The sequence below is a fragment of the Enterobacter cloacae complex sp. I3 genome (assembly GCF_014896175.1).
GTDB classification, from domain to species: domain Bacteria; phylum Pseudomonadota; class Gammaproteobacteria; order Enterobacterales; family Enterobacteriaceae; genus Enterobacter; species Enterobacter bugandensis.
The window spans coordinates 38,879-53,157 of sequence record NZ_JADBQZ010000016.1; the positions used below are offsets into that span (position 1 = coordinate 38,879).

Consider the following 14,279-nt stretch of genomic DNA (forward strand, 5'->3'; position numbering starts at 1 on the left):
CTCCAGAGTCAAGCGTTATTTAGATATACAATGAACGCACGATCAGGAAGTGCCCGGCAAAGTAGCAGGCGGACGAAATCGCGTTATCCGCGCGGAAGCGGCGGCGATAGTGGCTGCCCAGCCAGACGATATTACCGATTAACAGCAGCGCCGCGCCGAAGAACGCGGACATCGCCTGAGATGTCGGGCGGAAGAACCATAGTTCACCGGCCAGCCACACCATCACCAGCGTCATGGCGATAAACGTGCATACCGGCAGACTCATCTCTTCCAGACGCGACCAGATCACCGCAATCAGCAGCGCGCCAATCACCAGCAGCACCAGCGGCAGCGGCCAGAAGAAGGAGAGCGTCATCTGGCTGGCAAAGTAGATGGTATACAGCAGATGGGAGAGGAAAAATGCCCCCACGGCATACAGCAGGCGCTGACGCGGCAGCAGGGTTAAGGCATCGCCAATCAGAGAGGCACACAGCCCGGCGAGCACCAGATAGCTGATGGCGTTAAACATCGGAGCCTGCCAGGCGAGCAGCAGAAGCAACAGCAGCGTGACGGGTTTAAACAACCAGCGCTGCCAGGCTGGACCGCGATAGGACGCATCGACATAAAGCCATGCGGAAAAACAGACAGCGATAAATGACCAAAGCATATTAACTCCCTGTAACTGTTGAGGCTGAATAATCAGTTTCTGATCCAGTGTAGTGACGCGAGCGGGCGTTTGGCAATGCCGGGGCAGGCGAGGTATCCTGAATTCCGCATAATCTGATGGGATGTTTCAATGAGCAAGATGCCGCTGTTTTTCATTATCGTGGTGGCGATTATCGTCATTGCCGCCTCGTTTCGCTTCGTGCAGCAGCGCCGCGAAAAGGCGGACAACGACGCCGCGCCGCTGATGCAAAAGCGCGTAGTGGTGGCGAACAAACGCGAGAAACCGCTTAACGACCGCCGCTCTCGCCAGCAGCAGGTGACGCCCGCGGGCACCGGCATGCGCTATGAAGCCAGCTTTAAGCCGGAAACCGGCGGTCTGGAGATGACCTTCCGCCTGGAGGCGCAGCAATACCATCAGCTGACGGTGGGAGAGAAAGGCACGCTGAGCTATAAAGGGTCGCGTTTTGTAGATTTTAGGGCTGAATAATGCGCGATCGGTCCCCTCTCCCGTGGGAGAGGGTTAGGGTGAGGGCATCACACCGCACCTTACTTCTTCACCTGCGCCTTAAACTTCTTCATCCACACCAGCAGTTCAAACACGCCGAAAATAAACACCCGCAGCTGCTGCCAGCCGGTCATCGGTGGGCCATCTTTCGGCAGGCCGTTTTTCAGCATCACCATCTGCAGGGCGTGCATGAACGAGGTGAAAATCAGCGCCACGTTAACAAAGATGTTCAACGGGCGCGGGAACGGGTGCACCAGATTCAAAATCAAAAATGCCCAGACGCCCAGCATCAGCAAGCGTCCCAGGTTAATCAGTACCGGCATCGGATCCTCCTTTTGCCTGACGGTGATACAGACGATAAGCCACCTGGCCTGCGACCTTCTCGCGGTGCAGATCCCAGTGAACGGGAACGGGTGGCAGGCCGTTTTCCACTTCGCTTTCTACATAAATCAGCGCGTCATCCGCCAGCCAGCCATTGTGCTCCAGCAGGGATAACGTCTCTTCCAGCAACCCCTTGCGGAACGGCGGGTCGACAAAGACCACGTTATGCGGCGTACCCTGCTGCGCGAGGAAGCTCAGCGTATTGGTGTTGACCACTTTCGCGTTCGTCGCCTTCAGCGTCGCCAGATTTTGCTGCAGCGTCTGCGCAACGCCGCGCTCCATCTCCAGCAGCGTGGCGCTGGCGGCGTAGCGCGACAGCGCCTCCAGCCCTAAGGCACCGCTTCCGGCGAAGCAGTCCAGGCAGTGGGCGTCTACCATTGATGGGGCAAGCCAGTTAAACAGCGTCTCGCGAACGCGGTCGGTTGTAGGGCGTAAACCGGGGCTGTCCGGCACCGGTAATTTCCGGCCTCGCCACTGGCCGCCGATAATGCGAATTTGACCGGCCGGGGCGCGGGTGGGTTTCTTCATCTCTGGAAAGCTCTGTTAACCATAGCCCTGCGATTGCGGGCGGTGATGTCAATTAAGTAAAGTGTTAGACTATTTCATCATTTTTTTAGCTTCCCTGTATATAGCGCCGCGAGGAGTGTAGTCGCAGATGGCAAAACAAAAAAAACGTGGCTTCTTTTCCTGGTTGGGTTTCGGTGAAAAAGAGCAAGAAACAGAACAGAAAACCGAAGAGCAACAGGTTGTAGAAGAGCAGTCACAGCCTGAAACGCCTGTCGAAACCGCTGCGATTGTCGAAGCGGAAGAACCAGCGCACAGCAAAGAAGAGATTGAATCCTTTGCTGAAGAGGTGGTTGAGGTCACTGAGCAGGTTCAGGAGAGCGAGAAGCCAGAGCCGGTTATCGTCGAAACCCTTACCGAAGCGCCGCAGGCCGCTATCGAACACGAAGCGCTGCCGCTGCCCGAAGAGGTTAAAGCTGAAGAGGTTTCTGCCGAAGAGTGGCAGGCCGAAGCGGAAACCGTTGAAATCGTTGAGGCGGTGGAAGAAGAGGCGGCACTTGAGCCAGAGCTGACCGACGAAGAGCTGGAAGCTCAGGCGCTGGCGGCGGAAGCGGCTGAAGAAGCGGTAATCGTCGTGCCGGTGGAAGAGCAGGCCGAAGAAGAGATCGTTCAGGAGCAGGAAAAACCGACCAAAGAAGGTTTCTTCGCGCGCCTGAAGCGCAGCCTGTTAAAAACCAAAGAAAACTTAGGTTCCGGATTTATCAGTCTTTTCCGCGGCAAGAAGATCGACGACGATCTGTTTGAAGAGCTGGAAGAGCAGCTGCTGATTGCGGACGTGGGCGTGGAAACTACCCGTAAGATCATCGCCAACCTGACCGAAGGGGCGAGCCGCAAACAGCTGCGCGACGCCGAGGCGCTGTACGGCCTGCTGAAAGACGAGATGGGTGAAATTCTCGCAAAAGTTGACGAACCGCTTAATATTGAAGGCAAAACGCCATTTGTTATTCTGATGGTTGGCGTTAACGGCGTGGGTAAAACCACCACCATCGGCAAGCTGGCGCGCCAGTTTGAGCAGCAGGGGAAATCGGTGATGCTGGCGGCGGGCGATACCTTCCGTGCGGCAGCGGTTGAGCAGCTCCAGGTGTGGGGCCAGCGCAACAACATTCCGGTGATTGCCCAGCACACCGGCGCGGATTCCGCATCCGTGATTTTCGACGCCATCCAGGCGGCGAAGTCGCGCAACGTGGACGTGCTGATTGCTGACACCGCAGGGCGTTTGCAAAACAAATCGCACCTGATGGAAGAGCTGAAGAAAATCGTTCGCGTCATGAAGAAGCTGGACGAAGATGCACCGCATGAAATTATGCTGACTATCGACGCCAGCACCGGGCAGAACGCCATTAGCCAGGCGAAGCTGTTCCATGAAGCGGTAGGGCTGACGGGGATCACGCTGACCAAACTGGACGGCACCGCGAAAGGCGGGGTGATCTTCTCCGTGGCCGACCAGTTCGGCATTCCTATCCGCTACATCGGTGTGGGCGAGCGTATTGAGGATTTGCGTCCGTTTAAGGCGGACGACTTTATTGAGGCATTATTTGCCCGAGAGGACTAACAATGATTCGCTTTGAACACGTCAGCAAGGCCTATCTCGGTGGGAGACAAGCGCTGCAGGGGGTGACGTTCCACCTGCAGCCAGGCGAGATGGCATTCCTGACCGGCCATTCCGGCGCGGGGAAAAGTACCCTGCTCAAGCTTATCTGTGGGATCGAACGGCCAAGCGCCGGGAAAATCTGGTTCAGCGGCCACGAAATTAGCCGTCTGAAAAACCGTGAAGTGCCGTTTCTGCGTCGTCAGATTGGCATGATTTTCCAGGATCACCACCTGCTGATGGATCGCACCGTTTTCGATAACGTGGCGATCCCGCTGATTATTGCCGGCGCCAGCTATGACGATATCCGCCGTCGCGTCTCTGCGGCGCTGGACAAGGTCGGGCTGCTGGACAAAGCGAAGAACTTCCCGATCCAGCTTTCAGGCGGTGAACAGCAGCGCGTGGGCATCGCCCGCGCGGTGGTGAACAAGCCTGCCGTACTGCTGGCGGATGAACCGACCGGTAACCTGGACGATGCCCTGTCCGAAGGGATTTTGCGTCTGTTTGAGGAATTCAACCGCGTAGGGGTAACGGTACTGATGGCGACGCACGACATGGGGCTGATTTCCCGTCGTTCGTACCGCATGCTGACCCTGAGCGACGGGCATTTGCACGGAGGCCACGGTGAACAAGCGTGATGCAATGAACCAGATTCGGCAGTTCGGGAACCGGTTCGACCGTTTCCGTAAGCCGCAGGGCGGCGGTGACGGCAATCGTAATGCGCCTAAGCGCCAGAAAGCGGCGCCGAAACCGGCCTCCCGCAAGACCAACGTGTTTAACGAACAGGTGCGCTACGCCTTCCACGGCGCGCTGCAGGACCTGAAAAGCAAACCGCTGGCGACGTTCCTGACGGTGATGGTGATTGCCATCTCCCTGACGCTGCCAAGCGTCTGCTACATGGTCTATAAGAACGTCAACCAGGCGGCGTCGCAGTATTATCCGTCACCGCAGATCACCGTTTATCTGGATAAAGCGCTCGACGATAACGCGGCGGCGCAGGTGGTCGGGCAAATCCAGGCCGAGCAGGGCGTGGAGAAGGTGAATTATCTCTCCCGTGAAGAAGCGTTGGGCGAGTTCCGTAACTGGTCAGGCTTTGGCGGCGCGCTGGACATGCTGGAAGAGAACCCGCTGCCCGCCGTGGCGGTGGTGATCCCGAAGCTGGATTTCCAGGGTACCGATTCTCTGAATACCCTGCGCGACCGCATCACACGCATCAACGGGATTGATGAAGTGCGCATGGACGACAGCTGGTTTGCCCGTCTTGCGGCGCTGACCGGGCTGGTGGGGCGCGTGTCGGCGATGATCGGCGTGCTGATGGTGGCGGCGGTGTTCCTCGTCATCGGTAACAGCGTGCGTCTGAGCATCTTTGCGCGTCGCGATACCATCAACGTGCAAAAACTGATTGGCGCAACGGATGGTTTCATCCTGCGTCCGTTCCTCTACGGTGGCGCACTGCTCGGTTTCTCCGGCGCATTTCTTTCACTGATATTGTCAGAAATTTTGGTGATGCGGCTTTCGTCTGCCGTCACAGAAGTGGCGCAGGTTTTCGGAACTAAGTTTGATATCAGTGGCTTAGGCTTCGATGAGTGCCTGCTGTTGCTGCTGGTGTGCTCAATGATCGGCTGGATTGCCGCATGGCTGGCAACGGTTCAACATTTACGCCACTTTACTCCCGACTAATAAAAGCGTGATATAATCTTTCCCTGCACCGAGATGTTCGCTCTGCAGGGAAAGCGTCCCTGTTGTCTCTTCCCCTGTTATCATCTCCATGTCACATTTTGTGCGTAATTTATTCACCGTTGCACCTGGAACTTGTGGATAAAATCACTGTCTGATAAAAGAGTGAATGCTAATCTCGTTGCTCAAACGCTTTGGCATGGTTGTTGCCTGACGGGGACAGCCTGGACCAGAAGAAATATTGAGAGGAATGAATGACCAAAGAAATGCAAACTTTAGCTTTAGCCCCTGTTGGTAACCTGGAATCTTACATCCGGGCTGCGAACACCTGGCCGATGTTAACGGCCGAGGAAGAAAAGGAGCTTGCTGAAAAGCTGCATTACCAGGGCGATCTGGAAGCAGCGAAAAAGCTGATCCTGTCTCACCTGCGCTTTGTTGTTCACATTGCTCGTAACTATGCGGGCTATGGCCTGCCGCAGGCGGACTTGATTCAGGAAGGTAACATCGGCCTGATGAAGGCTGTACGTCGCTTTAACCCGGAAGTGGGCGTGCGACTGGTCTCCTTCGCCGTACACTGGATCAAAGCAGAAATTCATGAATACGTGCTGCGCAACTGGCGTATCGTGAAAGTCGCCACGACAAAAGCGCAACGTAAGCTGTTCTTCAACCTGCGTAAAACTAAGCAGCGTCTGGGCTGGTTCAATCAGGATGAAGTGGAAATGGTGGCGCGCGAGCTGGGTGTATCCAGCAAAGACGTCCGTGAGATGGAATCCCGTATGGCCGCGCAGGACATGACCTTTGATATGTCCTCCGACGACGACGCATCTGACAGCCAGCCGATGGCACCGGTTCTGTATCTGCAGGATAAAACCTCTAACTTTGCCGACGGCATTGAAGAGGACAACTGGGAAGATCAGGCCGCGAACAAGCTGACCCATGCGATGGAAGGCCTCGACGAGCGTAGCCAGGACATTATCCGCGCCCGCTGGCTGGACGAAGACAACAAGTCCACGCTGCAGGAGCTGGCCGACCGCTACGGCGTTTCTGCGGAACGTGTCCGTCAGCTTGAAAAGAACGCCATGAAAAAACTTCGCGCTGCTATCGAAGCGTAATTACCGCGAAGTACACCGAGAGCCCTCGAATGCAAATTCGGGGGTTCTGTTTTTTTAGCGCCCGCTCTGGCGAATTTCTCCCCCCTGGCAAACACTTACTGATGCGCTAAGCAGGCGATTTTCTCAGGGGGTCAGGGTGAAAAATAACGAACTGAACGACCGGCGTTTACAGGCGACGCCGCGCGGCATCGGCGTGATGTGTAACTTCTATGCTGATAAAGCCGAAAACGCCACGGTGTGGGACGTGGAAGGCAATGAGTACATCGATTTCGCCGCCGGGATCGCGGTGCTGAATACTGGCCATCGCCATCCCAAAGTTATCTCCGCCATCGAAAAACAACTCCACGCTTTTACCCACACGGCCTACCAGATTGTGCCGTATGAGGGCTATGTGGCGCTTGCCGAGCGCATCAACCAGCGCGTGCCGATTGACGGCCCGGCCAAAACCGCCTTCTTCTCGACGGGTGCTGAAGCGGTCGAAAACGCGGTCAAAATTGCCCGCGCGTATACCAGACGCCCCGGCCTTATCACCTTCGGCGGCGCGTTCCACGGTCGCACCTTTATGACCATGGCGCTGACCGGTAAGGTCGCGCCGTACAAGCTGGGTTTCGGCCCGTTCCCCGGTTCGGTATACCACGCTCAATTCCCTGACGATCTGCACGGCATCAGCACGGCGGAAGCATTAAAAAGCCTGGAGCGCATCTTTAAGGCCGATATCGCCCCAGACCAGGTGGCGGCCATTATTCTCGAACCGGTTCAGGGAGAGGGCGGGTTCAACATTGCGCCCGCTGATTTTATGCAGGCGCTGCGCGCCCTGTGCGATACCCACGGAATTTTGCTGATTGCCGACGAGGTGCAAAGCGGCTTCGCCCGCACCGGCAAGCTGTTCTCGATGGAACACCACTGCGTGAAGCCGGACCTGATCACCATGGCAAAAAGCCTCGCGGGCGGGATGCCGCTCTCAGCAGTATCGGGCCGCGCCGAGGTAATGGACGCGCCTGCACCTGGCGGTCTGGGCGGTACCTACGCAGGTAACCCGCTGGCGATTGCCGCGGCGCACGCGGTGCTGGACGTGATTGATGAGGAAGATCTCTGCACGCGCTCGGCGCACCTCGGCCATCATCTGGTAGAAGTGCTCAACAAAGCGAAGGAAAACTGTCCGTTCATCGCCGACATCCGTGCCCAGGGCTCGATGGTCGCGGTGGAGTTTAACGATCCGCAATCCGGGCAACCGTCGCCGGAATTCACCCGGCAGGTGCAGGAGCGCGCGTTGAACGAAGGGCTGCTGCTCCTGAGCTGCGGCGTTTACGGCAACGTGATCCGCTTCCTTTATCCGCTTACCATCCCAGAAGCGCAGTTCCGCAAAGCGCTGGACATTATCTTCGCGTCGCTGACACGTTAAAGCCACCAGCCCGGCGGTAAATCCTGTCGGGCTTATCATATATTCATTTCAAATTAGCTATTCCAAAATCATAAAAATGGGGTATGTTTTAGCAGAGTATGCTGAAAAAGCGCGAACAGCATACCAATAACTGAAATAAAGCGCTGCACAACAACATCACAACAATCGTAATAACCATAATAATGGGGAATCTCAGGATGAACATGAAGGGTAAAGCGTTACTGGCAGGATGTATCGCGTTGGCATTCAGCACCATGGCGCAGGCAGATATTAAAGTGGCCGTGGTGGGCGCAATGTCCGGTCCGGTAGCACAGTACGGCGACCAGGAATTTACGGGCGCAGAACAGGCGGTTGCAGACATTAATGCTAAGGGCGGCATCAAGGGCGAAAAACTGCAGATCGTAAAATACGACGATGCCTGTGACCCGAAGCAAGCGGTCGCGGTGGCGAACAAAGTGGTCAACGACGGCATCAAATACGTTATCGGTCACCTGTGTTCCTCTTCTACTCAGCCCGCGTCTGACATCTATGAAGACGAAGGTATCCTGATGATCACCCCGGCTGCGACCGCACCGGAGCTGACCGCGCGCGGCTACAAGCTGACCCTGCGTACCACCGGTCTGGACTCCGATCAGGGCCCAACGGCGGCTAAGTACATTCTGGAAAAAGTGAAGCCGCAGCGTATCGCGATTGTTCACGATAAACAGCAGTATGGTGAAGGTCTGGCCCGTGCGGTGCAGGACGGTCTGAAAAAAGGCAATGCCAACGTGGTCTTCTTTGACGGGATCACCGCTGGCGAGAAAGACTTCTCCACCCTGGTGGCGCGTCTGAAGAAAGAGAATATCGATTTCGTTTACTACGGCGGCTACCACCCGGAAATGGGCCAGATCCTGCGCCAGGCGCGCGCTGCGGGTCTGAAAACCCAGTTCATGGGCCCCGAAGGCGTGGCGAACGTTTCCCTGTCTAACATCGCGGGTGAATCTGCCGAAGGTCTGCTGGTGACCAAGCCGAAGAACTACGACCAGGTGCCAGCGAACAAACCTATCGTAGATGCCATCAAGGCGAAGAAGCAGGATCCAAGCGGCGCGTTCGTCTGGACCACCTACGCAGCGCTGCAGTCTCTGCAGGCAGGTCTGAATCAGTCAGCCGATCCGGCTGAGATTGCCACCTGGCTGAAAGCGAACACGGTCGAGACCGTGATGGGGCCGCTCTCCTGGGACGCGAAGGGCGATCTGAAGGGCTTCGAGTTCGGCGTGTTTGACTGGCATGCGAACGGAACGGCAACTGACGCCAAATAATTTTCCCGTCGCCTTTCGCGCCGCAGGTGCGTTGGCTGCGTTATTCAACCCCGGTCACTTACTTATGTAAGTTCCCGGGGATTTCATAACTTGCCGCCTTCCTGCAACACGAAATGCTTGGGAAAATGCGGTAGAAATTGTAGGCCGGGTAAGGCGCAGCCGCCACCCGGCTTTCTTTTAGCGCTTCTCCCACCCGCTCTCCTGCGCCGTAAACCCTAACGCCTGCATAAACGCTGCCATCACGCCGCGGTCTTCCACGCCTACGTCGGCCATCCACCATGAGTTTACGTTCGGGTTTTCGCGGATCACTTCTTCAATTAAATACTGTCCCACACCGCGACGACGGGTCACGTCACGCACGCGCAGCGAGTCCAGCGCTCCCTCCGTGCCGCTCAGGGTCACGCGAACCGCGGCCAGCAGGCGCTCGTTGAAGCGCGCGGCATAAATGCGATGGTTCTCGTCGACATGCAGCGACGAAGGGGAATATTCCGGCCAGATCTTGCCCAGGTCGATATGATCCTGGTCGCTAAAGGTCACCAGACGCACGATAGTCAGTTTCATTAGCAGCTTGTCCAAATCAAATTGAGTAGAGGCAGTGTACTCAATTTATTCACTCAGCGGCTTCCTCTTTTTATTCTCATTAACCAGGTGATTAGTTTTTTAGCAATGCAATGGGCAGTGTGAAAACACATGGATCGAAAAATAAGCAGAATTTTAACCTGAATGGCAGCGATTTATTCGGCGCTTTGTACCGTTATTTTATGCTGCAAACTGCACTTTTATTTGTTTATCTCTGCCTGATTTCAGAATATTATCTTTCCTTAATCGCCTGAAAAATAGAGATTTTAGTCTGGTTTTTGACAAAAAACTGCGCTAAACCATTAAAGGCACTGGTAAAAATAGCGTTGTTCATTAAAAGTACAGAATGCTTTTTAACCATAATAAAACAAAATATAAACACGACATCACGAATGGGGATTCTGAGATGAAAAGGAACGCGAAGACATTTATCGCGGGAATGGTTGCACTGGCGATCTCGCATGCGGCCATGGCAGAAGAGATTAAAGTTGCGGTAGTCGGTGCGATGTCCGGCCCTGTTGCCCAGTGGGGTGACATGGAGTTTAACGGCGCGCGTCAGGCTATCAAAGACATCAACGCCAAAGGCGGCATCAAGGGCGACAAGCTGGTAGGCGTGGAGTATGACGACGCCTGCGATCCGAAACAGGCCGTTGCGGTCGCCAACAAAATCGTCAACGACGGGATTCAGTACGTCATCGGCCACCTGTGCTCATCCTCCACCCAGCCCGCGTCCGATATCTACGAAGACGAAGGTATTTTGATGATCACTCCGGGCGCCACCAACCCGGAGCTGACCCAGCGCGGTTACCAGCACATCATGCGTACCGCCGGTCTGGACTCCTCTCAGGGGCCAACCGCGGCCAAATACATCCTCGAGACCGTTAAGCCACAGCGTATCGCCATCATTCATGACAAGCAGCAGTACGGCGAAGGCCTGGCGCGCTCCGTGCAGGACGGCCTGAAAAAAGGCGGCGCGAACATCGTCTTCTTCGACGGCATTACCGCAGGCGAAAAAGACTTCTCCGCGCTGATCGCCCGTCTGCAAAAAGAGAACATCGACTTCGTCTACTACGGTGGCTACTACCCGGAAATGGGCCAGATGCTGCGCCAGGCGCGCGCCACCGGTCTGAAAACCCAGTTTATGGGGCCAGAGGGCGTGGGCAACGCCTCCCTGTCAAACATCGCAGGGGATTCTGCCGAAGGCATGCTGGTGACGATGCCAAAACGCTATGACCAGGATCCGGCCAACAAGGCTATCGTGGATGCGCTCAAGGCGCAGAAGAAAGATCCGAGTGGTCCATACGTCTGGATCACCTACGCGGCCGTGCAGTCTCTGGCAACCGCACTGGAGCGTACCGGCAGCAAAGAGCCGCTGGATCTGGTGAAAGATTTAAAAGCACACGGGGCGAACACCGTGATTGGGCCGCTGAACTGGGATGAGAAAGGCGATCTGAAGGGATTTGAGTTTGGTGTCTTTAAGTGGCACGCCGACGGTTCGTCCTCGGTCGCCAAATAATTATCCCACCGCCCGGCTCACCGGGCGGGTATAAAAAGGTTTGCATATGTCCGAGCAGTTTCTCTACTTTTTGCAGCAGATGTTTAACGGCGTCACGCTGGGAAGCACCTACGCGCTGATCGCCATCGGCTATACGATGGTTTACGGCATTATCGGCATGATCAACTTCGCCCACGGCGAGGTGTACATGATCGGTAGCTACGTCTCCTTTATGATTATCGCCGCGCTGATGATGATGGGCATCGACAGCAGCTGGCTGCTGGTCGCCGCCGGGTTTGTTGGCGCGATCGTGATCGCCAGCGCCTACGGCTGGAGCATCGAACGCGTGGCCTACCGGCCGGTGCGCAGCTCCAAACGTCTTATTGCGCTGATTTCCGCGATTGGGATGTCGATCTTCCTGCAAAACTACGTCAGCCTGACCGAAGGTTCGCGCGACGTGGCGTTGCCAAGCCTGTTTAACGGCCAGTGGATTGTGGGGGCCAGCGAAAACTTCTCTGCCTCTATTACCACGATGCAGCTGGTGATCTGGGTCGTGACCTTTGTCGCCATGCTCGCCCTGACCCTGTTCATCCGCTACTCCCGCATGGGACGCGCCTGCCGCGCGTGCGCGGAAGACCTGAAGATGGCGAGCCTGCTCGGCATCAACACCGACCGCGTAATCGCCCTGACCTTCGTGATTGGCGCGGCGATGGCGGCGGTGGCTGGCGTGCTGCTCGGCCAGTTCTACGGCGTAATTAACCCGTACATCGGCTTTATGGCCGGGATGAAAGCCTTCACCGCGGCGGTACTGGGCGGCATCGGCAGCATTCCGGGCGCGATGATCGGCGGCTTGATCCTGGGCGTGGCGGAAGCGCTCTCCTCGGCGTATCTGAGCACCGAATATAAAGACGTGGTGTCGTTTGCCCTGCTGATTCTGGTTCTGCTGGTGATGCCTACCGGTATTCTGGGCCGTCCGGAGGTAGAGAAAGTATGAAACCGATGCATTTTGCAATGGCGCTGCTCTCTGCCGCCATGTTTTTCGTGCTGGCCAGCGTCTTTATGGGCGTCCAGCTTGAGCTGAATGGCACCAAACTCGTTGTCGATACTGCAGCTGATATTCGCTGGCAGTGGGTCTTTATCGGCACCGCCGTGGTGTTCCTGTTCCAGCTGCTGCGCCCGCTGTTCCAGAAAAGGCTGAAAAATGTCTCCGGACCGAAATTCGTCCTGCCGGCGATCGACGGTACAACGGTAAAACAGAAGCTGTTCCTCGTGGCGCTGCTGGTGGCTGCCGTGGCGTGGCCGTTTATGGTGTCGCGCGGCACGGTGGACATCGCCACCCTGACCATGATTTATGTGATCCTCGGCCTCGGTCTGAACGTGGTGGTGGGACTGTCCGGCCTGCTGGTGCTGGGCTACGGCGGTTTCTACGCTATCGGCGCGTACACCTTCGCGCTGCTGAACCACTATTACGGCCTCGGCTTCTGGACCTGCCTGCCGCTGGCGGGGCTGGTCTCTGCCGCCGCAGGCTTCCTGCTCGGCTTCCCGGTGCTGCGCCTGCGCGGTGACTACCTGGCGATTGTGACCTTAGGCTTCGGTGAAATCGTCCGTATCCTGCTGCTCAACAACACCGAAGTGACCGGCGGCCCGAACGGCATCAGCCAGATCCCAAAACCGACCTTCTTCGGCCTGGAGTTCAGCCGTACCGCCCGCGAAGGCGGCTGGGATACCTTCAGCAACTTCTTTGGCATCAAATATGATCCCTCTGACCGCGTGATCTGGCTCTACCTGGTGGCGCTGCTGCTGGTGGTCATCACCCTGTTCGTGATCAACCGCCTGCTGCGCATGCCGCTGGGCCGAGCGTGGGAAGCGCTGCGCGAAGATGAGATCGCCTGCCGCTCTCTGGGCCTGAACCCGACCCGCATCAAGCTGACCGCGTTCACCATCAGCGCCGCGTTTGCCGGTTTCGCCGGCACGCTGTTCGCCGCGCGCCAGGGCTTCGTCAGCCCCGAGTCGTTCACCTTTGCCGAATCGGCCTTTGTGCTGGCGATTGTGGTACTCGGCGGGATGGGCTCGCAGTTCGCCGTTATCCTCGCGGCCATCCTGCTGGTGGTCTCTCGCGAGTTGATGCGCGACTTTAACGAATACAGCATGCTGATGCTGGGTGGTTTGATGGTGCTGATGATGATCTGGCGTCCGCAGGGTCTGCTGCCGATGACGCGTCCACAGCTGAAGCTTAAGAATGTGGAAGCGAAAGGAGAGCAGGCATGAGTCAGCCATTATTATCCGTAAACGGTCTGATGATGCGTTTTGGCGGCCTGCTGGCGGTCAACAACGTGAACCTGGACCTGCATAAAAAAGAGATCGTCTCCCTGATTGGCCCGAACGGCGCGGGGAAAACCACGGTCTTTAACTGCCTGACCGGTTTCTACAAGCCGACGGGCGGCACCATCATGCTGCGCGACCAGCACCTGGAAGGGCTGCCGGGCCAGCAGATTGCCCGCATGGGCGTGGTACGTACCTTCCAGCACGTGCGCCTGTTCCGCGAGATGACGGTGATTGAGAACCTGCTGGTGGCACAGCATCAGCAGCTGAAAACCGGCCTGTTCTCCGGCCTGCTGAAAACCCCGGCCTTCCGCCGCGCGCAGGAGGAGGCGCTCGATCGTGCCGCCACCTGGCTCGAGCGCATTGGCCTGCTCCAGCACGCCAACCGTCAGGCGAGCAACCTGGCCTACGGCGACCAGCGTCGACTGGAGATTGTGCGCTGCATGGTGACCCAGCCGGAGATCCTGATGCTCGACGAACCGGCGGCGGGCCTCAACCCGAAAGAGACCAAAGAGCTGGACGAGCTGATTGCCGAGCTGCGCGATCATCACGACACCACCATCCTGCTGATTGAGCATGACATGAAGCTGGTGATGGGTATTTCGGACCGTATCTACGTGGTTAACCAGGGCACGCCGCTGGCAAACGGCACGCCGGAAGAGATCCGCAACAACCCGGACGTGATCCGCGCATACCTTGGTGAGGCATAAG

Annotated in this window: 15 protein-coding genes; 11 read left to right on the forward strand and 4 right to left on the reverse strand. The window is 56.9% G+C overall.

The annotated features are described in order from the left end of the window. Positions 1-19: 19 nt before the first annotated feature. Positions 20-646 carry a lysoplasmalogenase gene (locus tag IM271_RS13865; RefSeq protein ID WP_193052753.1) on the reverse strand — a complete coding sequence of 209 codons (627 nt, stop codon included), beginning with the start codon at positions 644-646 and terminating at the stop codon, positions 20-22. Positions 647-775: 129 nt separating this feature from the next. Here IM271_RS13865 and IM271_RS13870 point away from each other — a divergent pair, with 129 nt between their 5' ends. Beyond that, positions 776-1,132 carry a DUF2500 domain-containing protein gene (locus IM271_RS13870; protein ID WP_049137671.1) on the forward strand — a complete coding sequence of 119 codons (357 nt, stop codon included), beginning with the start codon at positions 776-778 and terminating at the stop codon, positions 1,130-1,132. A gap of 59 nt (positions 1,133-1,191) precedes the next feature. On the opposite strand, the gene IM271_RS13875 is transcribed toward IM271_RS13870, so the two are convergent. Both IM271_RS13875 and rsmD read right to left on the reverse strand, forming a co-directional pair. After that, positions 1,192-1,473 carry a DUF1145 family protein gene (locus tag IM271_RS13875; RefSeq protein ID WP_014882110.1) on the reverse strand — a complete coding sequence of 94 codons (282 nt, stop codon included), beginning with the start codon at positions 1,471-1,473 and terminating at the stop codon, positions 1,192-1,194. Then, positions 1,457-2,059, reverse strand: coding sequence for a 16S rRNA (guanine(966)-N(2))-methyltransferase (rsmD, locus tag IM271_RS13880; RefSeq protein ID WP_193052754.1), 603 nt, complete (start codon positions 2,057-2,059; stop codon positions 1,457-1,459). Before rsmD ends, IM271_RS13875 begins: the two co-directional genes overlap by 17 nt. Before the next feature lie 127 nt (positions 2,060-2,186). Between rsmD and ftsY the strand changes: the two genes are divergently transcribed. The 6 genes from ftsY to livJ all read left to right on the forward strand — a co-directional run bounded on the left by ftsY (position 2,187) and on the right by livJ (position 9,172). Next, entirely contained in the window at positions 2,187-3,647 is a 1,461-nt protein-coding gene (gene ftsY, locus IM271_RS13885; protein ID WP_041911558.1) for a signal recognition particle-docking protein FtsY, read from the forward strand. Between the two features lie 2 nt (positions 3,648-3,649). Beyond that, positions 3,650-4,321 carry a cell division ATP-binding protein FtsE gene (ftsE, locus tag IM271_RS13890; protein WP_003861525.1) on the forward strand — a complete coding sequence of 224 codons (672 nt, stop codon included), beginning with the start codon at positions 3,650-3,652 and terminating at the stop codon, positions 4,319-4,321. Continuing rightward, the gene (gene ftsX, locus IM271_RS13895) at positions 4,308-5,363 is read left to right on the forward strand and encodes a permease-like cell division protein FtsX (RefSeq protein WP_028015142.1); all 1,056 of its coding nucleotides are present in this window, start codon (positions 4,308-4,310) and stop codon (positions 5,361-5,363) included. Before ftsE ends, ftsX begins: the two co-directional genes overlap by 14 nt. Positions 5,364-5,614: 251 nt before the next feature. Beyond that, entirely contained in the window at positions 5,615-6,472 is an 858-nt protein-coding gene (gene rpoH, locus IM271_RS13900; RefSeq protein ID WP_028015143.1) for an RNA polymerase sigma factor RpoH, read from the forward strand. A gap of 136 nt (positions 6,473-6,608) precedes the next feature. Beyond that, positions 6,609-7,874 (forward strand): 4-aminobutyrate--2-oxoglutarate transaminase, encoded by a 1,266-nt coding sequence (locus tag IM271_RS13905; protein ID WP_048998301.1) that lies wholly within the window; start codon positions 6,609-6,611, stop codon positions 7,872-7,874. Positions 7,875-8,071: 197 nt separating this feature from the next. After that, complete coding sequence (gene livJ, locus IM271_RS13910) at positions 8,072-9,172, forward strand: branched chain amino acid ABC transporter substrate-binding protein LivJ (protein WP_072201786.1); 1,101 nt, start codon at positions 8,072-8,074, stop codon at positions 9,170-9,172. A gap of 177 nt (positions 9,173-9,349) precedes the next feature. On the opposite strand, the gene panM is transcribed toward livJ, so the two are convergent. Further along, positions 9,350-9,733 (reverse strand): aspartate 1-decarboxylase autocleavage activator PanM, encoded by a 384-nt coding sequence (gene panM, locus IM271_RS13915; protein WP_045631384.1) that lies wholly within the window; start codon positions 9,731-9,733, stop codon positions 9,350-9,352. Between the two features lie 424 nt (positions 9,734-10,157). On the opposite strand from panM, the gene livK reads away from it, so the two are divergent. The 4 genes from livK to livG are packed head-to-tail and all read left to right on the forward strand — an operon-like array spanning position 10,158 to position 14,278. Beyond that, the gene (livK, locus tag IM271_RS13920) at positions 10,158-11,267 is read left to right on the forward strand and encodes a high-affinity branched-chain amino acid ABC transporter substrate-binding protein LivK (RefSeq protein ID WP_028015146.1); all 1,110 of its coding nucleotides are present in this window, start codon (positions 10,158-10,160) and stop codon (positions 11,265-11,267) included. Positions 11,268-11,313: 46 nt separating this feature from the next. Beyond that, positions 11,314-12,240, forward strand: a complete 927-nt coding sequence (gene livH / locus IM271_RS13925; protein ID WP_028015147.1) for a high-affinity branched-chain amino acid ABC transporter permease LivH — start codon at positions 11,314-11,316, stop codon at positions 12,238-12,240. Then, on the forward strand, positions 12,237-13,514 hold the full coding sequence (locus tag IM271_RS13930) for a high-affinity branched-chain amino acid ABC transporter permease LivM (RefSeq protein ID WP_193052755.1): 1,278 nt from the start codon (positions 12,237-12,239) through the stop codon (positions 13,512-13,514). Before livH ends, IM271_RS13930 begins: the two co-directional genes overlap by 4 nt. Beyond that, positions 13,511-14,278 carry a high-affinity branched-chain amino acid ABC transporter ATP-binding protein LivG gene (gene livG / locus IM271_RS13935; RefSeq protein ID WP_045260954.1) on the forward strand — a complete coding sequence of 256 codons (768 nt, stop codon included), beginning with the start codon at positions 13,511-13,513 and terminating at the stop codon, positions 14,276-14,278. The genes IM271_RS13930 and livG overlap by 4 nt, the downstream gene beginning before the upstream one ends. The last annotated feature ends 1 nt before the right edge of the window (position 14,279 follow it).

Coding starts and splice junctions, on each gene's coding strand:
- IM271_RS13865 (WP_193052753.1), bottom strand. CDS start 646: ATGCTTTGGTCATTTATCGCTGTCTGTTTTTCCGCATGGCTTTATGTC.
- IM271_RS13870 (WP_049137671.1), top strand. CDS start 776: ATGAGCAAGATGCCGCTGTTTTTCATTATCGTGGTGGCGATTATCGTC.
- IM271_RS13875 (WP_014882110.1), bottom strand. CDS start 1,473: ATGCCGGTACTGATTAACCTGGGACGCTTGCTGATGCTGGGCGTCTGG.
- rsmD (WP_193052754.1), bottom strand. CDS start 2,059: ATGAAGAAACCCACCCGCGCCCCGGCCGGTCAAATTCGCATTATCGGC.
- ftsY (WP_041911558.1), top strand. CDS start 2,187: ATGGCAAAACAAAAAAAACGTGGCTTCTTTTCCTGGTTGGGTTTCGGT.
- ftsE (WP_003861525.1), top strand. CDS start 3,650: ATGATTCGCTTTGAACACGTCAGCAAGGCCTATCTCGGTGGGAGACAA.
- rpoH (WP_028015143.1), top strand. CDS start 5,615: ATGACCAAAGAAATGCAAACTTTAGCTTTAGCCCCTGTTGGTAACCTG.
- livJ (WP_072201786.1), top strand. CDS start 8,072: ATGAACATGAAGGGTAAAGCGTTACTGGCAGGATGTATCGCGTTGGCA.
- panM (WP_045631384.1), bottom strand. CDS start 9,733: ATGAAACTGACTATCGTGCGTCTGGTGACCTTTAGCGACCAGGATCAT.
- livK (WP_028015146.1), top strand. CDS start 10,158: ATGAAAAGGAACGCGAAGACATTTATCGCGGGAATGGTTGCACTGGCG.
- livH (WP_028015147.1), top strand. CDS start 11,314: ATGTCCGAGCAGTTTCTCTACTTTTTGCAGCAGATGTTTAACGGCGTC.
- IM271_RS13930 (WP_193052755.1), top strand. CDS start 12,237: ATGAAACCGATGCATTTTGCAATGGCGCTGCTCTCTGCCGCCATGTTT.
- livG (WP_045260954.1), top strand. CDS start 13,511: ATGAGTCAGCCATTATTATCCGTAAACGGTCTGATGATGCGTTTTGGC.